16 protein-coding genes are annotated in these 19,810 nt (G+C 71.8%); 7 read left to right on the top strand and 9 right to left on the bottom strand.

The features are described 5' to 3' along the window. Positions 1–3 precede the first annotated feature (3 nt). Positions 4–2,703, bottom strand: coding sequence for a bifunctional GNAT family N-acetyltransferase/acetate--CoA ligase family protein (locus Q0L15_RS03420; RefSeq protein ID WP_296602256.1), 2,700 nt, complete (start codon positions 2,701–2,703; stop codon positions 4–6). Between the two features lie 79 nt (positions 2,704–2,782). On the opposite strand from Q0L15_RS03420, the gene Q0L15_RS03415 reads away from it, so the two are divergent. The 4 genes from Q0L15_RS03415 to Q0L15_RS03400 are packed head-to-tail and all read left to right on the top strand — an operon-like array spanning position 2,783 to position 8,267. Then, entirely contained in the window at positions 2,783–5,269 is a 2,487-nt protein-coding gene (locus tag Q0L15_RS03415; protein ID WP_296602254.1) for a DNA topoisomerase IV subunit A, read from the top strand. Between the two features lie 4 nt (positions 5,270–5,273). Next, positions 5,274–5,984 carry an LppX_LprAFG lipoprotein gene (locus Q0L15_RS03410; RefSeq protein WP_296602253.1) on the top strand — a complete coding sequence of 237 codons (711 nt, stop codon included), beginning with the start codon at positions 5,274–5,276 and terminating at the stop codon, positions 5,982–5,984. Positions 5,985–5,994: 10 nt separating this feature from the next. Beyond that, positions 5,995–7,743, top strand: coding sequence for an MFS transporter (locus tag Q0L15_RS03405; protein ID WP_296602251.1), 1,749 nt, complete (start codon positions 5,995–5,997; stop codon positions 7,741–7,743). Positions 7,744–7,766: 23 nt separating this feature from the next. Further along, the gene (locus Q0L15_RS03400; RefSeq protein ID WP_296602250.1) at positions 7,767–8,267 is read left to right on the top strand and encodes a carbonic anhydrase; all 501 of its coding nucleotides are present in this window, start codon (positions 7,767–7,769) and stop codon (positions 8,265–8,267) included. A gap of 16 nt (positions 8,268–8,283) precedes the next feature. Here Q0L15_RS03400 and Q0L15_RS03395 read toward each other — a convergent pair whose 3' ends face one another. From Q0L15_RS03395 to Q0L15_RS03375, 5 genes are all read right to left on the bottom strand, one after another. Next, entirely contained in the window at positions 8,284–9,498 is a 1,215-nt protein-coding gene (locus Q0L15_RS03395; protein ID WP_296602249.1) for an acetate kinase, read from the bottom strand. Next, positions 9,495–11,585, bottom strand: coding sequence for a phosphate acetyltransferase (pta, locus tag Q0L15_RS03390; RefSeq protein ID WP_296602248.1), 2,091 nt, complete (start codon positions 11,583–11,585; stop codon positions 9,495–9,497). Before pta ends, Q0L15_RS03395 begins: the two co-directional genes overlap by 4 nt. Positions 11,586–11,675: 90 nt before the next feature. After that, positions 11,676–12,044: a fluoride efflux transporter CrcB gene (gene crcB, locus Q0L15_RS03385; RefSeq protein WP_296602247.1), complete on the bottom strand. Its 369-nt coding sequence runs from the start codon at positions 12,042–12,044 to the stop codon at positions 11,676–11,678. Next, the gene (gene crcB / locus Q0L15_RS03380) at positions 12,041–12,544 is read right to left on the bottom strand and encodes a fluoride efflux transporter CrcB (protein ID WP_296602246.1); all 504 of its coding nucleotides are present in this window, start codon (positions 12,542–12,544) and stop codon (positions 12,041–12,043) included. Before crcB (Q0L15_RS03380) ends, crcB (Q0L15_RS03385) begins: the two co-directional genes overlap by 4 nt. A 2-nt stretch (positions 12,545–12,546) precedes the next feature. Continuing rightward, positions 12,547–14,607 (bottom strand): DNA topoisomerase IV subunit B, encoded by a 2,061-nt coding sequence (locus Q0L15_RS03375; protein WP_296602280.1) that lies wholly within the window; start codon positions 14,605–14,607, stop codon positions 12,547–12,549. Positions 14,608–15,099: 492 nt separating this feature from the next. On the opposite strand from Q0L15_RS03375, the gene Q0L15_RS03370 reads away from it, so the two are divergent. From Q0L15_RS03370 to Q0L15_RS03360, 3 genes are all read left to right on the top strand, one after another. Beyond that, positions 15,100–15,333, top strand: a complete 234-nt coding sequence (locus tag Q0L15_RS03370) for a hypothetical protein (protein WP_296602244.1) — start codon at positions 15,100–15,102, stop codon at positions 15,331–15,333. Between the two features lie 81 nt (positions 15,334–15,414). Next, the gene (locus Q0L15_RS03365) at positions 15,415–15,891 is read left to right on the top strand and encodes a DUF456 domain-containing protein (RefSeq protein ID WP_296602243.1); all 477 of its coding nucleotides are present in this window, start codon (positions 15,415–15,417) and stop codon (positions 15,889–15,891) included. Then, positions 15,891–16,721, top strand: coding sequence for an EamA family transporter (locus tag Q0L15_RS03360; protein WP_296602242.1), 831 nt, complete (start codon positions 15,891–15,893; stop codon positions 16,719–16,721). Before Q0L15_RS03365 ends, Q0L15_RS03360 begins: the two co-directional genes overlap by 1 nt. A 5-nt stretch (positions 16,722–16,726) precedes the next feature. On the opposite strand, the gene Q0L15_RS03355 is transcribed toward Q0L15_RS03360, so the two are convergent. The 3 genes from Q0L15_RS03355 to Q0L15_RS03345 all read right to left on the bottom strand — a co-directional run bounded on the left by Q0L15_RS03355 (position 16,727) and on the right by Q0L15_RS03345 (position 19,755). After that, positions 16,727–17,302 (bottom strand): hypothetical protein, encoded by a 576-nt coding sequence (locus Q0L15_RS03355; RefSeq protein WP_296602241.1) that lies wholly within the window; start codon positions 17,300–17,302, stop codon positions 16,727–16,729. A 65-nt stretch (positions 17,303–17,367) separates the two neighbouring features. Next, on the bottom strand, positions 17,368–18,687 hold the full coding sequence (locus tag Q0L15_RS03350; protein WP_296602278.1) for an RNA polymerase sigma factor: 1,320 nt from the start codon (positions 18,685–18,687) through the stop codon (positions 17,368–17,370). Positions 18,688–19,185: 498 nt separating this feature from the next. Next, positions 19,186–19,755 (bottom strand): HhH-GPD-type base excision DNA repair protein, encoded by a 570-nt coding sequence (locus tag Q0L15_RS03345; protein WP_296602276.1) that lies wholly within the window; start codon positions 19,753–19,755, stop codon positions 19,186–19,188. Positions 19,756–19,810 lie beyond the last annotated feature (55 nt).

Here is a 19,810-nt window from a genome sequence, read left to right as displayed (position 1 = left end):
CGGCTAGGACGGGAGCGTGTCCCCCGCCGGCGTCGGCATCCGGCGCACGAACCAGTCCGACCGCGGGTCGGCGACCGGGTCGACACGGACCGCGGCGGTGAGCACCGTCGCGCCGTCGGCCCCGGCGAGCACGAGCGAGAGCTCGAGCGAGCTGATCTGCGGCAGGTCGTTCTGCAGCTGGGCGACGCGCTGGATCAGCCGCTCGATCTCGGCGACGTCGACCACCTCGCTGCCGCGGTAGCCGAAGAGCATCGGCGAGGACTTGATCTCCCGGACCATCGCGGCGGCGTCGCGCTCCCCCAGCGGCGGGATGCGGAACGCCTTGTCGGCGAGCAGCTCGGTGAGCGGACCCGCGATGCCGAAGGAGACCACCGGCCCGAACAGCGGGTCCTCGATGCTGCGGATCGCGACCGGCACCCCCGGGCTGGAGTTCTTCTGCACGACGAACCCGGCGCGCTTGGGGTCGGTGATCACGTGCCCGAGCGACTCCCAGGCATCGAGCATCTCCTCGGCGGTGTCGATGTTGCGCCACACGTGCGCGAGGTCGGGCCGCTCCCGCAGGTGCTCGGCGGTGGCCTTGAGCACCACGTCCCAGCCGAGCGCCTCCCCGGCGGCGACGGCCTCCTCCTTGGTGGCGACCGGGCGGGTCTGCCAGAGCTCGATGCCGTACGCCGCGAGCAGCTCGGTGACGGTGTCGGCGTCGAGGTCGATGCCCTCGGGGTGGGCCGAGAGCGCCTGGTTGACCAGCCGCTTGGCCGTGGCGGTGTCGACGTCGGCCGGGTCGACCGGCGCCCCGTCGGGGGTGCGCAGCCACACGGCGTACTCGACGACGCGCGCGAGCGCGCGCACCGCGGCCTCCACGCCGGGGTAGGACGGGACCGAGCCGCGGCCGGCCGTCGAGCCGGCGACGTCGGGCACCCGGAGCAGCTCGGGGACGCCCTCGGAGCCCAGGAACGAGGACACCAGCGGCTTGTCGGACTGCTCGCCCACGGCGGCGAGCACGTTGGCGACGTCCTCGCCGGAGACGTTGATCGGCGGCACGTAGACCGCGACCACGGAGTCGATCTCGGGGTCGTCGATCGCGGCGTCGAGCGCGTCCTCGAAGTCCTCGGCGCTCGCGTCGGCGCCCAGCGCCGTCGACTTGTTGACGACCAGCCCCACGGCGGCGGCGGCGTCGGCGGCGAGCAGGCCGAGGGCGTCGGAGTTGCCGACGATCGCGACCCGGCGCCCGCGCGGCAGCGGCTGGTGGGCCAGCAGCTGCGCGACGTCGAACATCTCCTCGAGGGTGTCGACCTGGATCACCCCGGCCTGGCGGAACATCGCGTCGACCGCCGCCGGCGGGGCCGCGATCTTGCGGACCGCGTGTCCCATCGGGACACCCTGCGTCGTGCGGCCGGAGCGGACCGCGATGATCGGCTTGCGCAGCGAGACCCGCCGGGCGATCCGGGAGAACTTGCGCGGGTTGCCGATCGACTCCAGGTAGAGCAGAACGACCTCGGTGGAGTCGTCCTCCTCCCAGTACTGCAGCAGGTCGTTGCCCGACACGTCGGCGCGGTTGCCGGCGCTGACGAACGTGGAGAGCCCCAGACCGCGGTTGTAGACCTTCTCGAGGATCGCGGTGCCGAGCGCGCCGGACTGGCAGAAGAACCCGGCACGACCCCGCGGCGGCATCAGCGGGGAGAGCGAGGCGTTGAGCGAGACCGACGCGTCGGTGTTGATGATGCCCAGGCAGTTGGGGCCGATCAGCCGCAGGCCGTAGGAGCGGGAGAGCCCGACCAGCTTGCGCTGGCGGACCCGGCCCTCCTCGCCGGTCTCGGCGAAGCCGGAGGAGATCACGACCAGCCCGTGCACGCCCTTGGCCGCGCAGTCGAGCACGACGTCCTGCACCGCCTCGGCCGGCACCGCCACGATCGCGACGTCGACCTCGTCGGGGATGTCGCCGACGGACTTGTACGTCGGGAGGCCGGACACCGCGCTCGAGGTCGGGTTGACGGCGTAGACCCGGCCCGTGAAGTCGCCCAGGACCAGGTTGCGCACCAGCGCCTGCCCGATGGTCTCCTGGCGGCGGCTGGCACCGATGACCGCGACCGAGCGCGGGTTGAAGAACTTCTCGATCGAGGCGGACTCGGCCCGGTGCTCGCGGCTCATCATCACACCGATGGCGGTGTCGGTGGGGTCGATGGAGAACTCCAGCTGCAGCACGCCCTCGTCGTACTCGCTCACCACGCGGTAGCCGGCGTCGCGGAAGGTCTGGATCATCCGCGCGTTGTCGGGCAGCACCTCCGCGACGAACCGCTCGATCCCGCGCTCGCGCCCGGCCTGGGCGAGGTGCTCGAGCAGCAGCTGGGCGATGCCACGGCCCTGGTGCTGGTCCTCGACGAGGAACGCGACCTCGGCCTCCCCCGGCTTGACGAGGTCGTAGCGGCCGACGGCGATGATCTGGTCCTGCAGGGTCAGCACGAAGGCCACCCGGCCGACGTGGTCGACGTTGGTGAACCGGTCGAGGTCGCGCTCGGAGAGCCGCGGCATCGGGGAGAAGAAGCGGTAGTACTTCGACTGGTCGGAGACGCGCGAGTAGAACTCGACGAAGACCTCGCGGTCCTCGGCGCGGATCGGCCGGATGTGCGCGGTGCGTCCGTCGCGGAGCAGGACGTCGGCCTCCCAGTGCTGGGGCGGCGCGGGCACGTCCTGGGTGTCGGTCACGGTGGGAAATCTATCGCGGACAGGTGACCACGGCGTGGCCGCGGCATTTCCGTCGGTGCCACTTGGGAGAATCGCCGGCATGGCACGCGGCAAGACGACGAACGAGCTCCCCGACGACTTCGAGGAGCACATCCTCGACACCGACATCAAGCAGGAGATGGAGTCGTCGTTCCTGGAGTACGCCTACTCCGTCATCTACTCCCGCGCGCTCCCGGACGCGCGCGACGGGCTCAAGCCCGTCCAGCGCCGGATCCTCTACACGATGAACGACATGGGCCTGCGCCCCGACCGGGGTCACGTCAAGAGCGCCCGCGTCGTCGGCGAGGTCATGGGTCGGCTCCACCCCCACGGCGACGGCGCGATCTACGACGCGCTGGTGCGCCTGGCCCAGCCGTGGTCGATGCGGCTGCCGATGATCGACGGCCACGGCAACTTCGGCTCGCCCGACGACTCCCCCGCCGCGATGCGCTACACCGAGTGCCGGATGGCACCGCCGGCGGTCGCGATGACGGCCTCGATCGACGAGGACACCGTCGACTTCAAGCCCAACTACGACAGCCGCGAGTTCGAGCCGGTCGTGCTGCCCGCCGCGATCCCGAGCCTGGTGGTCAACGGCACCACCGGCATCGCGGTCGGCATGGCGACCAACTGCGCCCCGCACAACCTGGTCGAGGTCGTCCAGGCGCTGCGCCACCTGATCACCCACCCGGCGGCGACCGTCGACGACCTGATGCGCTTCGTCCCCGGTCCCGACCTGCCCACCGGCGGCAAGATCGTCGGGCTCGAGGGCATCCGCGACGCCTACGAGACCGGCCGCGGCACGTTCCGGATGCGCGCCACCGCCCGGGTCGAGTCGATCACCAACCGGCGCAAGGGCATCGTGGTGACCGAGCTGCCCTACGGCGTCGGCACCGAGAAGGTCATCGAGCGCATCAAGACCCTCGTGCAGGGCAAGAAGCTGCAGGGCATCTCGGACATGAAGGACCTCACCGACCGCGAGAACGGCCTGCGGCTGGTGATCGAGGTCAAGAACGGGTTCGTCCCCGAGGCGCTGCTCGAGCAGCTCTACAAGCACACGCCGATGGAGGACACCTTCGGCATCAACGCGGTCGCCCTGGTCGACGGCCAGCCCCGCACGCTGAGCCTCAAGGAGATGCTCCAGGTCTTCCTCGACCACCGCTTCGACGTCGTACGCCGTCGCTCGGTGTTCCGTCGCGGCAAGGCCGCCGACCGGCTGCACCTGGTCGAGGGTCTGCTGATCGCGATCCTCGACATCGACGAGGTCATCCAGCTGATCCGCTCCTCCGACAACGCCGCCGCCGCCAAGGAGCGGCTGATCTCGGTCTTCGACCTCAGCGAGACCCAGGCCGACTACATCCTCGACATGCCGCTGCGCCGCCTGACGAAGTTCTCCCGCCTCGAGCTGGAGAAGGAGCAGGACGAGCTGCGCCGCACCATCGAGGAGCTCGACGCGATCATCAACGACGACAAGCTGCGGTGGAAGGTCGTCTCCGACGAGCTCGCCGAGGTCGCCAAGACCTACGGCACGCCGCGCCGCACCGTGCTGCTCGAGTCCGCCGGCACCGCCGTGACCGCGGCGGCCGTGCCGCTCGAGGTCGCCAACGACCCGTGCTTCGTCTACCTCTCCTCCAGCGGGCTGCTGGCCCGCACCGCCACCGCCGACCAGCCCGGACGCGGTGGCGGCCGGGCCAACCACGACGTGGTCGTCTCGGCCGTGCGGGCGACCGCGCGCGGCGAGGTCGGCGGCCTGACGAGCACCGGACGCCTGGTCAAGATCGGTGTGCTGGAGCTCCCGCAGCTGCCCGACACCGCCAACGACCCGCACCTGGCCGGCGGCCTGCCGGTCAGCGAGATCCTGTCCCTCGAGGCGGGCGAGCGGCTGCTCGGGCTGTGCACGCTCACCGGCGAGGGCCCGGGGCTCGCGCTCGGCACGCGGCAGGGCACGGTCAAGCGGGTCAACCCCGAGGTCCTCGGCAAGGACGAGTGGGAGGTCATCCGCCTCGCCGACGGCGACGAGGTCGTCGGCGCGGTGGAGCTGACCACCGGTGCCGAGACGCTCTGCTTCATCACCACCGACGCCCAGCTGCTGCACTTCGGCGCGGCAAGCGTGCGCCCGCAGGGCCGCTCGGGCGGCGGCATGGCCGGCATCCGCCTGGCCACCGGCGAGCGCGTCGCCTGGTTCGGGGTCGTCGACCCCGACGCCCCGGAGGGGTCGGTCGTCGTGACCGCCTCGGGCTCGTCGACGGCGCTTCCCGGCACCGAGCCGGGAGCGGTCAAGGTGACGCCGTTCTCGGAGTACCCGCCCAAGGGCCGTGCGACCGGTGGCGTGCGCTGCCATCGCTTCCTCAAGGGCGAGGACGCCCTGGTCTTCGCCTGGGCCGGCGCCGCCCCCGCGCGGGCCGCGGCCTCGAGCGGCTCGCCGATCGACCTCCCGGAGGCCAACGGCCGCCGGGACGGCTCTGGCGTGCCCGGCAGCCAGCCGATCGCCGCGTGCGCGGGCCCGGTCGCCGGCCGCGTCGCGGCCGCCGCCGGTGTGCAAGGCTGACGCCGTGCTCCCTCGCCACCGCGCGGCCTCCGCGCTGCTCGCCGTCGCCCTCACCGTCGTGTCGGTCACCGCGACCGGGTGCAGCGACGACTCGAAGGCCGCGCCCAGCGCCAGCCCCGAGGAGGCGCTCGCGCAGGCCAAGGAGGCCCTCGACGACACCAGCGGCGTGAGCATCACGCTCACGACCGACGACCTGCCCGACGGAGTCACCGGCGTCGAGTCGGCCGAGGGGGTCGGCACCCACGCGCCGGCGTTCGACGGCAAGCTCACGGTCCGGCTCTCCGGGCAGGCCTTCGAGGTGCCGGTCGTCGCGGTGGACCGGAAGGTCTACGTGCAGCTGCCGTTCACGCCCGGGTGGCAGGACATCGACCCGGCCGAGTACGGCGCCCCCGACCCGGCCACGCTGATGAGCCCCGACGCGGGGTTCTCCGCCCTGCTCCCGGCGACGACCGACCTCGAGCAGGGTGAGAGCGTCCGCGGCGGCGAGGGCAACAGCGAGGTGCTCACCGAGTACACCGGCACGGTCGGCTCCGACGTCGTCACGAACATCATCCCGACCGCCTCGGGCGAGTTCGACGCGACGTACACCGTGACCGACGAGGGCGAGCTGCGCAGCGCCGCCCTGACCGGGGTCTTCTACCAAGACTCCGACGCGATGACCTACACCGTGACCTTCGAGGACTACGGCACCGAGAAGGACATCGCGGCGCCGTGACGGGGTGCTGATGGGCTCCCCGCGACTGCTGCTCGCCCTCGCGGCCGTGGCCGTCGCCTTCGCCGCCGCCGACACCTACGTCGTCGTGCTCGCGCTGCCGGACATGATGGCGAGCGCGGGCGTGCCCGTCGACCAGCTGCAGCGGGCCGCACCGATCATCTCCGGCTTCCTGCTCGGGTACGTCGCGATGCTGCCGCTCATCGGCCGGATCGCCGACCTGCGCGGCCGGGTGCCGGTGCTGGTGACCGCGCTGGTCATCTTCGCCCTCGGCTCGCTGGTCACGACGCTCGCCTACGACATGCCCTCGATGGTGGCCGGGCGCTTCCTCCAGGGCGTGGGCGGCGGCGGGCTGGTGCCGGCCACGCTCGCACTGGTCGCCGACCTCTACCCCGCCGAGCGCCGCGGCGTGCCGCTCGGCGTCGTCTCCGCGGTCCAGGAGCTCGGCAGCGTGCTCGGCCCGCTCTTCGGGGCGCTGGTCCTCGCGGTCGCCGACTGGCGCGCGATCTTCCTCGTCAACGTCGCGGTCGGCCTGGTCCTCGCCGCGGCGATCCGGCGCCTCTCCCACGTTGACCCGCCCGAAAGTTTCGGGCGGGTCAACGTGAGGTTGGACTGGATCGGGCTCCTGCTCGCCCTGGTGACGCTCGTGGCCGGAGCGCTGGTGTTCGTGCAGCCCAGCCAGCTGATGCGCGACCTGACGTGGGGGCAGCTGTTCATCCCCGTCGCCGGGGACGGGCGCTGGCTGACCCCCCTGGGCCTGGTCACCATCGGCGCGGCAGCCCTCCTCGTGGTCCGCAGCCTGACCGCCCGCCGGCCGCTGCTCGACCTGAGGGCCTGGGTGCGCACCCTGCGCGAGGCCGACCTGCTCGGCGCGCTGTTCCTCGCGCTCGCGCTGGCCGGCGTGATCCTGGCCTTCGCCACCGCCGACCCCAAGGTGCAGGTGTTCTCCGACCAGGGCGTCTGGTACCTCCTCGGCGCGGCGTTCGCCACCGCGGCGTTCGTCGTCCACCTCCGCCGCGCGCCGGCACCCCTCGTGCCGACGGGCACCCTGCGGCGACGCCCGGCGTGGGGAGCGATGCTCGTCAGCTTCTTCGTCGGGGCTGCGCTGATCGCCGCCCTCATCGACATCCCGCTCTTCGCACGCACGACCGTCTACCCCGACTCCCAGCTGATGGCGGCGCTGGTGCTGGTGCGGTTCCTGGTCGCCCTCCCGGTCGGCGCGGTCCTCGGGGGCTACCTCACCCGAGCGGTGAGCGCCGGCGTGGTGACCGCCGCCGGGATGGCCTGCGCGGCCGGCGGGTTCGCGTGGATGGCGACCTGGGGCCTCCAGGCGCTCGACCACCCGATCGCGACCGCGCCGCTGGTGCTCGGCGGCTTCGGGTTCGGCCTGGCGCTGGCGCCCGTGAACGCCGCGGTGCTGGCCAGCACCGACGACGACGTGCACGGCCTGGCGAGCGCGTTCGTGGTCGTCGCACGCATGGTGGGGATGCTCGTGGGCATCTCCGCGCTGACCACGCTCGGGTTGCGGCGCTACTACGCCGAGCAGGGCGACCTGCCCTCGGCACGGGAGGTGTGCGACGGGCGGACCCGGTGCGCGGAGTTCACCGACCTCCTCAAGTCGGCCGGGATCGCCCAGGAGCACACGGTGTTCGCGGGCGCGGCCGTGTGCGCGGTCGTCGCGGGACTGGCTGCGCTCGTGGTGTTCCGCGGCGCTGCCACGCGGGCCGTCTCGACGAGCGAGCTGCTCCGCTCCGCCGGTTGAACCGGTCCGTTACCCTCCGGTCCGTGGCTACCTCGGACTTCGACGACCTGCTCGCCGCCAACCGCGACTTCGCCTCGCACTTCGAGCTCGCCGGCTTCGACGGCGTCGCCCGTGCGGGCGTCGCCATCGTGACCTGCATGGACTCGCGCATCGACCCCCTCGGCATGCTCGGGCTCGAGCCGGGCGACGCCAAGATCTTCCGCAACCCCGGCGGCCGGGTCACCGACCAGGCCCTCGAGGCACTGGTGCTGGGTGTCCACCTGCTCAACGTCCAGCGGATCCTGGTGATCCCGCACACCCGCTGCGCGATGGCCTCCTCGACGCTCGAGCAGGTCCGCGAGAAGGTCGGCGCCTCCGCCGGCCAGGACGTCTCGTGGCAGACCTTCAGCATGGTGCCCGACCAGCACGCGGCCCTGGCCGACGACATCCACAAGGTCGTCTCGCACCCGCTCATCCCCGACTCCGTCAAGGTCGGCGGGTTCATCTACGACGTCGACACGGGGCTGCTCAACCCCGTCGACTGACCGGCGGCTGGTGCGCTCAGTCGTCCTGACCGCGCACCACGGCGAGCGACTCCCGGGCGATCTCCCACTCCTCGTTGGTGGGCACCACCAGGACCGCGACCTCGCTGTCGTGCGCCGAGACCGTGAAGGCGCCCGAGCCCTGGGCGCGGTTGGCCTCGGCGTCGATGCGGATGCCGAGTCGCTCCAGTCCCTCGAGCGCCTGGGCGCGGACGCCGGGGTCGTGCTCGCCGATGCCGCCGGTGAAGACGATCGCGTCGACGCGGCCGAGCACGGCGTAGTAGGCGCCGACGTACTTGCGCAGCCGGTAGCAGTAGACGTCCATCGCGAGCCGGGCCCGCGGGTCGCCCTCCGCCAGGCGGCGCTCGAGCGCGCGCATGTCGCTCTCACCGAGCAGGCCCTTGACGCCCGAGTCGCGGTTGAGCGCGTCGTCGATCTGCTCCAGCGACCAGCCCCACTGCCGGTGCACGTGTGCGTGCAGCGCCGGGTCGACGTCACCGGACCGGGTCCCCATCACGAGGCCCTCCAGCGGGGTGACTCCCATCGACGTGTCGACGGACCGGCCGCCGGCCACCGCAGTGGCCGACGCTCCGTTGCCGAGGTGCAGCACGATCGAGTTCACCGACTCCACGGGCCGCCCGAGCAGCCGGGCCGCCTCACCCGAGACGAACTTGTGCGAGGTGCCGTGGAAGCCGTAGCGACGGATCCGGTGCTCGTCGCGCCACTCGAGCGGCACGGCGTAGGTGTAGGCCCGCTCGGGCAGGGTCTGGTGGAAGGCGGTGTCGAAGACCGCGACGTGCGGCACCGTCTCGAAGATCCGGCGGGCGACCTCGAGGCCCTCAAGGTTCGCGGGGTTGTGGAGCGGAGCGAGCGGCACGAGGTCGCGGACGGCGGCGAGGACGGCGTCGTCGACGAGCACGGGCTCGGAGAACCGCGCACCGCCGTGCACGACCCGGTGGCCGACCGCGGCGATCTCGACGTCGTCCAGCGACGGTCCGTGGGCCTCGAACGCGCCGAGCGCGGCGCGCAGCGCGTCCTCGTGCGAGGGCAGGGCCAGCTCCTGGCGGTGCTTGACGCCGTCGGGACCGGTGTGGCTGAGGATGCCGCTCGCGCCGGAGGAGTCCGCGATGCGCTCCGCGAGGCCGACGGCCTGGCTCTCGCCGGTCTCGGCGTCGAGCAGGCTGTACTTGAGCGAGGACGACCCCGCGTTGATGACCAGGACGAGCGCGCTCACGCGGGGGTCTCCTTCAGCTGCTGGGCCTGGATGGCGGTGATCGCCACCGTGTTGACGATGTCACGCACGGTGGCGCCACGGGAGAGGTCGTTGACCGGCTTGCGCAGCCCCTGCAGGACCGGGCCGATGGCGACGGCCCCGGCAGAGCGCTGGACCGCCTTGTAGGTGTTGTTGCCGGTGTTGAGGTCGGGGAAGACGAAGACCGTGGCCCGGCCGGCGACCGGCGAGTCCGGCAGCTTGGTGCGCGCGACCGTGGGGTCGATGGCCGCGTCGTACTGGATCGGGCCCTCGACGAGCAGCTCCGGCGCCCGTTCGCGCACGAGCGCCGTCGCGGCCGAGACCTTCTCGACGTCGCTGCCGGCACCCGAGGAGCCGGTGGAGTAGGACAGCATCGCGACCCGCGGCTCGATGCCGAACGCCGCGGCGGTGGCCGCCGAGGAGACGGCGATGTCGGCGAGCTGCTCGGCGGTCGGGTCGGGGTTGACCGCGCAGTCGCCGTAGACGAGGACCTGGTTCTCCAGGCACATGAAGAACACCGAGGACACGACCGAGACGCCCGGCACGGTGCGGACGACCTCGAGGGCCGGCCGGATCGTGTGGGCCGTCGTGTGGATCGCGCCCGACACCATGCCGTCGGCGTGCCCCAGCTCGACCATGAGGGTGCCGAAGTAGGACTCGTCGCGCACCCGGGCGAGCGCGTCGGCACGCTCCAGGCCGCGGTGCTTGCGGCGCTGGTAGTACTCCTCGGCGAACTCGTCGGCCAGGTCGGAGGTCCGCGGGTCCAGCAGCGTCGCGGCGGACACGTCCACGCCGATGCCGGCAGCCAGCGCGCTGATCCGGATCGGGTCGCCGAGCAGGGTCAGGTCGGCGACGCCCCGGCGCAGCAGGAGGTCGGCGGCGCGGAGCACCCGCTCCTCCTCCCCCTCCGGGAGCACGATGTGCTGCGGGCGGCTGGTCGCGTCGTCGACGAGCTGGTGCTCGAACATCAGCGGGGTGACGGCGGTGGTCCGCGAGACGTCCAGGCGGTCGAGCAGGCCCACACCGTCGACGTGCTGGGCGAACAGCGCCAGCGCGGCGGCGATCTTGCGCGACGAGCTCGCGGTGAGCCGGCCCCGCACCGAGCTCAGCGCGGCGGAGGTCTCCTGAGTGGCGAGGTCGGTCGCCACGATCGGCAGCGTCGACCCGATGCCCTCGAGCAGGCGCGCGACCTGGGGCGGCAGGTCGATCCCGCCGTTGAGCACGATCGCGGCCACCTGCGGGAAGTTGGCGGACACGTGCGCCATCAGCACGCCGAGGACCACCTCGGGCCGGTCGCCCGCCGTGACCACCACGGCTCCGTCGAAGAGCCGGTCGAGCACGTTGGGCATCGTCATCCCCGCGACGAGCAGGCCGAGCACCTCGCGGTCGAGCATCGTCGGATCACCCGAGACCAGCGTCCCGTCGACGGCCGGCATCAGGTCGGCCGTCGACGGCGCCGAGAGCAGCGGGTCGTAGGGAAGCGCGTACGCCGGCACCGACTCCGAGCCGAGGGCCGCGACCACCTCGGTGGGGTCGGGGTGCGTCACGCGGTTCGCGACGATCGCGAACAGCGTGGCGTGGTTGGCCGTGATCGCCGACGTCGCGATGTCGGCGAGCGTGACCAGGTCGATCGGCGTGCGCTCCTTGCCGTTGAGCACCAGCAGGATCGGCGAGCTCAGGTTGGCCGCGATCCGGGCGTTGTAGGACAGCTCGGTCGGGGTGGCGACGTCGGTGTAGTCCGAGCCGACGACCACGACGGCGTCGCAGCGCTCGGCCACGCGGTGGTAGCGCTCCACGATCGTGTCGAGCGCGGCGACCGGGTCGGCGTGCACGTCGTCGTACGTCACGCCGGTGCACTCGTCGTAGTCGAGGGTGACCGCCTCGTGGCCCGTCAGCAGGTCGAGGACGTAGTCCCGCTCCCCCCGCGCGGTCGCCAGGTCGTTGCGGACGATCGGTCGGAAGACGCCGACCCGCTCGACCCGCCGCGACAAGGCGTCGAGCACGCCCAGGGCGATCGCGGACTTGCCGGTCGAGCCCTCGACGGAGGCCACGTAGACGCTGGTGCACACGGGGACGACCCTATGCGGGCGGCCGGCCGGCGACGGGGGCCGCCCGGACCGGATCCGGGGGCCGAAGGTCCATATTTCAACCAGGGATCGTCAGAACCCGAGCCCGACCACGTAGCCGAGCGCCGCGGCGCCGAGCCCGGCCACCAGGCTCAGGCACACGTTGAGCACGGCATAGAGGCGTGCTCCGTCCTCGAACAGACGGAACGTCTCGTAGCCGAAGGTGCTGTACGTCGTCAGTGCACCGCAGAGCCCCGTGCCCAGCGTCAGCATGACTGCGTCCGGGACGTCGCTCCCGGTCGACAGCCCGACCAGCAGCCCGAGCGCGAGCGAGCCGATCACGTTGACCAGCATCGTCCCCCACGGCATCACGCTGTCGTGGCGGGCTTGGACGGCCCGGTCGAGGAGGTAGCGACCCGGCGCCCCCACGGCGGCCCCGAGACAGACCCAGACGAACGTCATGCGGTCCGCTCCTCATGTCGTGCGGCGACCACCCGGCCGGCTGCCACCCCCGCGGCCACGGCGGCGAGCGCCACCACCAGGGTGAGCGCCGCATAGGCGAGCGCCCGCCCGGGATGGCCGGCGTCCACCAGCGAGACCACGTCGACGGCGTACGTCGAGAAGGTGGTGAACCCGCCCAACACCCCCACCCCGACGAACGGGCGCAGCAGCGGATGGGTGCCGCCGACCTCGACGACCGCGACCATGAGCGCCCCGATGAGCAGGCACCCGACCGCGTTCACCCCCAGGACCGTCCAGGGCAGGTCGTGGCCGCTCGTGGGCCACACCCGGCCGGCGGCGTACCGCGCACTCGCCCCCACCATCCCGCCGGCGGCGATCGCCGGCAACACGTTGCGGTGCCGGTGCCACTCGACCCGCTGTCCCGGGACGTGCAGGTCGATGTCCGGGTCGACCGGGGGCCGGGAGCCGGCCGGATCCTCCGGCCCGGGGGCGGTCGTCACACTCAGGCGTCCAGCGTCTCGACGTCGACCTCGTAGGCGCCCTGCACGATGAACTCCTTGCGCGGCGCGACGTCGGAGCCCATGAGCAGCTCGAAGACGTGCGCGGCCTCCTCGGCGTTGTCGATCGTGATGCGGCGCAGCGTGCGGTGGCGCGGGTCCATCGTGGTCTCCGCGAGCTGGTCGGCGTCCATCTCGCCGAGACCCTTGTAGCGCTGCACCGGGTCCTTCCAGCGCACGCCCTTCTTCTTCAGCTCGGCGAGCTTTCGCTGCAGCTCGTCGTCGGAGTAGGTGTAGACGTACTTGTCCATGCCCTTCTTGGGGTTGGAGATCTCCACGCGGTGCAGGGGCGGCACCGCCGTGTAGACGCGGCCCTCCTGGATCAGCTCCGGCATGTACTTGTAGAACAGCGTCGCCAGCAGGCACCGGATGTGGGCGCCGTCGCTGTCGGCGTCGGCCATGAAGATGATCCGGCCGTAGCGGCGCGCGTCGATGTCGAACGTGCGGCCCGACCCCGCGCCGACCACCTGGATGATCGAGGCGCACTCGGCGTTCTTGAGCATGTCGCCGACCGAGGCCTTCTGGACGTTGAGGATCTTGCCCCGGATCGGCAGCAGCGCCTGGAACTCGGAGTTGCGGGCCAGCTTGGCTGTGCCGAGCGCGGAGTCACCCTCGACGATGAACAGCTCGCTGCGGTCGTTGTCGGCGGCCCGGCAGTCGGCGAGCTTGGAGGGCAGCGCCGAGGACTCCAGCGCGTTCTTGCGGCGCTGGGTCTCCTTGTGCTGACGGGCCGCGAGCCGCGTCTTGGCGGCGCCCGCGACCTTCTCCATGACGAGCTTGGCCTGGGCCTTCTCGGCGCGCTTGGTCGAGGTGAGGAACTTCTTCAGCTCCGCAGCGACCACGCGGCGCACGACGGTGCGCGCCGCCGGCGTGCCGAGGATCTCCTTGGTCTGCCCCTCGAACTGGGGCTCGGCGAGCCGCACCGTGACGACGGCCGTCATGCCCTCGAGCACGTCGTCCTTGATGACGTCGTCGTCGTTGACCTTGAGGACCTTCGCGGACTTCATCACGTCGTTGAACGTGCGCGTCACGGCCTGCTCGAACCCGCTGACGTGGGTGCCGCCCTTGGGCGTCGCGATCACGTTGACGAACGAGCGGACCACGGTGTCGTAGCCGGTGCCCCAGCGCAGTGCCACGTCGACGTGCAGCTCGCGCTCGACCTCCTGAGGGGTCATCTGACCCTTCTCGTCCAGCAGCGGCACCGTCTCGGTGAACGTCTCGGTGCCCTGGAGCCGCAGGATGTCGGTGACCGGCTCGTCGGGGGCGAGGAAGTCGGCGAACTCCGCGATGCCGCCGTCGTGGCGGAACTTCTCCTCGACGGGGTCGGGGCCGCGCAGGTCGCGGATGACCAGCTCGAGGCCGGGGACGATGAACGAGGTCTGCCGAGCGCGCCCGATCAGGTCCTCGTAGACGAACTGGGCGTCCTTGGTGAAGATCTGGCGGTCGGGCCAGAACACGATGCGAGTGCCGGACCGGCCCTTGGCGACCCGGCTGCCCTTGCGGGTCAGGCCGGAGCGCGGCTCGAAGTCGGCCTCGGGTCCCTCCCCGGCGAACACACCCGGGACGCCGCGCCGGAACGAGATGCCCTGCCGGGCGGGCGAGCGGTCGACGTCGATGTCCATCCGCGTCGCGAGCGCGTTGACGACCGAGAGGCCGACACCGTGCAGACCACCGGTCGCGACGTACGAGCCGCCGCCGAACTTGCCGCCGGCGTGCAGCTTGGTGGCCACGACCTCGACGCCCGGGAGGCCCGTCTTGGGCTCCTTGTCGGTCGGGATGCCGCGGCCGTCGTCGTAGACCTCGGCCGAGCCGTCGGGGTGCAAGGTCACCTCGACGTGGGTCGCGTGGCCACCGAGCGCCTCGTCGACGCCGTTGTCGATGATCTCCCACAGGCAGTGCATCAGGCCGCGGGTGTCGGTCGAGCCGATGTACATCCCGGGACGCTTGCGGACCGCCTCCAGGCCCTCGAGGACGAGGAGGTGCGCTGCGTTGTACGTGTTGTCGATCGTGGGCTCCTGGTCGTGCCGGCTCGGGTCTGGGTGCTCGAGTCTCGGGCCGGATGAAATCCGTGCGGGTCTGGGTGTCGAATCTACCTGCGACACGCCGGAGGTCGGTGAAGGCTCGCCTGCGGGGGCGGCGGCTGGCCCGCGGCTACCGTGGTCAGCACTTCCCCGAGCACCATCCGCGCAGCAGCACTCCAGCTCGACAGCAACCAGTTCAACAGCAGAGCAGCACCGTGGCGCACGTCACGATGTGGACACGATCGGTTCTCGGGTGATCGCTTCCGCAACGTCCGGGCCCACACCGGCGTCACACTCTCGAGTGTTCGTCGTTTTCCCGACGAGGTCCCTTCGATGTCTCCCAAGGCATGGAAATCGGCCGAAGAGGGAAGTGTGAACGTGATTGGATGAGGTGTCGGACACCACGCAGGACCGGGAATCTTGGAGCCCGCCGCTACGTTGTGCCAGACACCGAGGCAGAAGAGAAATGAGGCCGATGTGACCACTGCAGTTGCCCCCAGCACCGCCGCGCTGAGCGCGGCGGACCGTTGCGACCGTTGCGGAGCCCAGGCCTACCTTCGCGTAGAGCTCCAGTCGGGCGGTGAGCTGCTCTTCTGCGCCCACCACGCCCGTGAGCACGGTGACAAGCTCAAGGAGATCGCCGTGAACGTCGTCGACGAGACCCACAAGCTCTCCGGCACCCCGGCCAACGCCCCCGAGGGCGAGCGCTGAGGACGCCGACAACGCAGACCTCTCACCGCGGCCCCGGACACCTGTCCGGGGCCGCGGTGCATCTGTGACAGGGTTCGGGCCATGAGCTCGACCGAGATCCTCGTCGCCCTGGCGATCGCGGTCGGGCTGGTCGGGATCGTGGTGCCGATCCTGCCCGGCACTGCTCTGGTCGGCGCGGCGATCCTCGTGTGGGCCTGGTCGGTCGGCGAGACCGCCGGCTGGCTCGTCCTCGCCGTCGCGGTCGCGATCCTGGCCGCCGGAACCGTGGTGAAGTACCTGCTGCCCGGCCGGCGCCTCCAGAGCGCGGGCATCCCGGCCTCCACCCAGTGGGTCGGCGCGCTGCTCGGCGTCGTCGGGTTCTTCGTCGTGCCGGTCGTCGGGCTGGTCCTGGGCTTCGTGCTGGGCGTCTACCTCGCCGAGCTGCGCCGGGTCGGATCCGCCCAGGCCTGGCCGTCCACGGTGCACTCGCTCAAGGCCGTGGGCCTGAGCATCCTCATCGAGCTGGCCGCGGCGCTCGCCGCGACCCTCGCCTGGGTGGTCGGCGTGGTGGCGACCTGATGCCGATCCTGCTGTCCCTGCTCGCCGCGGTGGCCTACGGGCTCAGCGACTTCAACGGCGGCATCTTCTCCCGACGTGGTGGCGCCTGGGCGGTCTCGCTCGTCGGCCAGGTCACCGGCGGCACGCTCGTGCTGCTCCTCGTCCTCGTCACCGACGGCTCCCCCACCGGCACCGACCTCGCCTGGAGCCTCCTCGCGGGCCTCGGCAACGGGTTCGGTACGGCGTTCCTCTACCGCGGCCTGTCGTCGGGCCGGATGGGCGTGGTCGCCCCGGTCTCGGCCGTCGGGTCGGTCCTCGTGCCGGTGGCCGTCGGCGTCGGCACGGGCGAGCGCCCCGGCCAGCTGGTGTGGGTGGGCATCGTGCTCGCGCTGCCGGCGATCTGGCTGGTCTCCCGTGAGCCGGCCGAGACGGCCTCCCCGGGTGGCTCCGGCCTGCTCGACGGGATCCTCGCCGGCCTGGGGTTCGGCACGCTGTTCGCCGCGCTCGCCCAGATCCCCGAGGAGGCCGGCTTCTTGCCGCTGGCCCTCAACCAGCTCGTCGCGGGCGTGGCGATCGTCGCCGTCGCGATCCTCCTGCGCCGCGACTGGGTCCCGCGCAACCGCTACGCCGCCGGCGGCATGCTCAGCGGCAGCCTCGGCGCGCTCGCCACGGGGGCCTTCCTCGTCGCCACCCAGGGCGGCTACCTGACCGTGACCTCGGTGGTCACCTCGCTCTACCCGGCGTTCACGGTGCTGCTCGCGGCCACCGTGCTGCGCGAGCACGTCCATCGCGCCCAGGGCGTCGGCCTCGCGTTGTGCGCGTGCGCCGTCGCGCTGGTCGCGGCCGGCTAGGACCCTCAGCCCGCCGCGAGCCAGGACGTCCAGGAGCCGGGCGCGCCGAGCCAGTCGGTGACGGGGTGCGAGCCGTCGTACAGGTCGGTCATCTTCACCGAGACGCGCGCGCGAGCCGGGGAGCCGAGGCAGGCGCGGTCGGCCGAGAACCGCACGACGTCGGCCGCGAAGCCGAGCCGGACGGTGTGGTCGCAGGACAGCGGGTCCCCCACGGCCTTGCCGCCGCGCACGCGCATGAGCTGGTAGTCGGTGCCGGAGTAGAGACCGGTCGTGAGCCGGTACTCCGGACCCGAGCGGCCCGACCGGGTGTCGACCCGGATCGTGAGGCCCGCCGGTCCGGCCTCCGACCGACGTCGCAGGTCGACGACCTTCACGCGCACGCTGAACCGGTCGGCGTCATGGTTCACCGCCACCCGCCGCAGGTCGTTGAGCGAGTAGCCGCTGTCCTTGTCGGGGTCGGCGTACGACGCCCGCTCGGCCGAGGCCGGTGCGAGCGCCGCGCCGAGCAGGGCGGTGGCGAGCGCCACCGGGGCGAGGGTCAGAGAGACGATCCGGGAGCTGGTCCGAGAGGTGAGGTGCATGCCTCTCAGACAACCGACCGGCGGGAAAGGTTGCAAGCCCGCCGGCGGCACTGCCCCGCGGGAGCTCAGTCCAGGTAGTCGCGCAGCACCTGGGAGCGCGACGGGTGACGCAGCTTGGACATCGTCTTGGACTCGATCTGGCGGATCCGCTCGCGGGTCACGCCGTAGACCTTGCCGATCTCGTCGAGGGTCTTGGGCTGGCCGTCGGTGAGGCCGAACCGCATGCTGACCACGCCCGCCTCGCGCTCGGAGAGCGTGTCGAGGACGGCGTGCAGCTGCTCCTGCAGCAGCGTGAACGACACGGCGTCGGCCGGGACGATCGCCTCGGAGTCCTCGATGAGGTCGCCGAACTCGGAGTCGCCGTCCTCGCCGAGCGGGGTGTGCAACGAGATCGGCTCGCGGCCGTACTTCTGGACCTCGATGACCTTCTCGGGGGTCATGTCGAGCTCCTTGGCCAGCTCCTCCGGGGTGGGCTCGCGGCCCAGGTCCTGGAGCATCTGGCGCTGGACACGGGCGAGCTTGTTGATGACCTCGACCATGTGCACGGGGATGCGGATCGTGCGCGCCTGGTCGGCCATCGCGCGGGTGATCGCCTGGCGGATCCACCACGTCGCGTAGGTCGAGAACTTGTAGCCCTTGGTGTAGTCGAACTTCTCGACCGCACGGATCAGACCGAGGTTGCCCTCCTGGATCAGGTCCAGGAAGAGCATGCCGCGGCCGGTGTAGCGCTTGGCCAGGGAGACCACGAGGCGCAGGTTGGCCTCGAGGAGGTGGTTCTTGGCGCGTCGGCCGTCCTCGGCGATCCACTCGAGCTCCTCCTGGAGCTTCGGGGTGATCTTGCCGCCCTTGGCGAGCTTCTCCTCCGAGAACAGGCCGGCCTCGATCCGCTTGGCGAGCTCGACCTCCATCTCGGCGTTGAGCAGCGGGACCTTGCCGATCTGCTTGAGGTAGTCCTTGACCGGGTCGGCGGTCGCGCCCGCGACCATGACCTGCTGCGCGGGCTCGTCGGTGTCGTCGGCGGCGGAGACGACGAACGAGGTGGTGGCCGTGGCCTCCTCCTCGTCCTCCTTGATGGTGGGGTCGGCGACGACGTCCTGCTCGAACTGCTCGTCGGAGATGTCCGGGAGGACCTTCTTGCCGTCGGGGCCGACCACGACGGTCGCCTCGTCGACGGCGACGGCCTCGGTGGCAGCGGCCTTCTTGGCCGCGGTCTTGGTCGCGGTCTTGGTCGCACCCGCGCTGGCGGCCGGCTTGGCGGCGGCCTTCTTGGCGGGCGCCGCGGCCTTCTTCGTCGCCGTCTTGGCCGTGGTGGTCTTGCGCGCCGATGTCGCGGCGACCGCACGGCCGCCGGCCGGGATCTGCACGGCGATGCCGAGCGAGCTCAGGTGCGCCAGCAGCGCCTTGAGGTGGCGAGGCTCGACGGCCGCGTCCTCACTGGCCCGGCGCACCTCCTCCGGAGTGATGCTGCCGGTCGGCGTACCTCGCTCGATGAGGGTGACGACGGCAGGGTGCGTGAGCACCTCGGCGGGGAGCAGCTTGCGCGCGTTCGAGGACACGAACACCTCTCGTCAACGACGGTGGACCAGGATCGGGGCGCGGCGAAGCCCGGTAACGTCAAGAGCCGCGGCGTTCATTCTGCCACGGGGGTCCTGAGATACCGGCAATCCCCCCAGATCTGGGCGCCCCGGCGCAGCGGCGCTCGCGGCCGGGACGCGAAGAGCCCCGCCGACCGCAGGTCGACGGGGCCCGGCGGCGCCCCGAGAGGACGGATCCTGTGGGAGGGGAACTCGGTCGATCTCCAGGCTCGCCGCCCGTGACGCTAGGTGCAGATCGCGGTGACTCGCGAGTAGGTCCGAGGTGGTCTAGCCAACCGGCCCAGGCGCTCAGGCCGAGGCGGCCTTCGCCGCCGCCTTCTTCTGCTTCTTGTAGTCGCGCACCTTGTGCAGGGAGTCGGCGTCGACGACGTCGGCCACCGAGCGGTAGCCGGGCTCGGCATAGGCGCCGACCGCAGCCTCCCACCCGTCGGGGCGTACGCCGAGCTGCTTGGCCAGCAGCGCGACGAAGATCTGCGCCTTCTGCTTGCCGAACCCCGGCAGCTCCATCACCCGGGCCAGCAGCTCCTTGCCGCTGGCCGCCTCGGTCCACAGCCGCTCCGCGTCGCCGTCGTACCGCTCCTCGACCAGGGCCGCCAGCTCCTGCAGCCGCCGCGCCATCGAGCCCGGGAACCGGTGGATCGCCGGCGGCGTGCTGCACAGCGCGGCGAACTCATCCGGATCGGCGGCCGCGATCCGCGCCGGCTCGAGGCTGCCGAACCGGTCGAGCACCTTGGCCGGACCACGGAACGCGTGCTCCATCGGGTACTGCTGGTCAAGCATCATGCCAACGAGAACAGCAAACGGGTCATCGGTCAGGACCTGGTCTGCGTGCTCGTCGCCGGTGATGTGGAGCGCCATGGGACCAGGATGCACGACCCGGCTCGGGATCCCGCCCATCGGGAACCCGGCAGGG

It is taken from the genome of Nocardioides sp., assembly GCF_024509035.1.
In the GTDB taxonomy this organism is placed as follows: Bacteria; Actinomycetota; Actinomycetes; order Propionibacteriales; family Nocardioidaceae; genus Nocardioides.
This window is presented reverse-complemented; position numbering and strand designations above follow the sequence as displayed.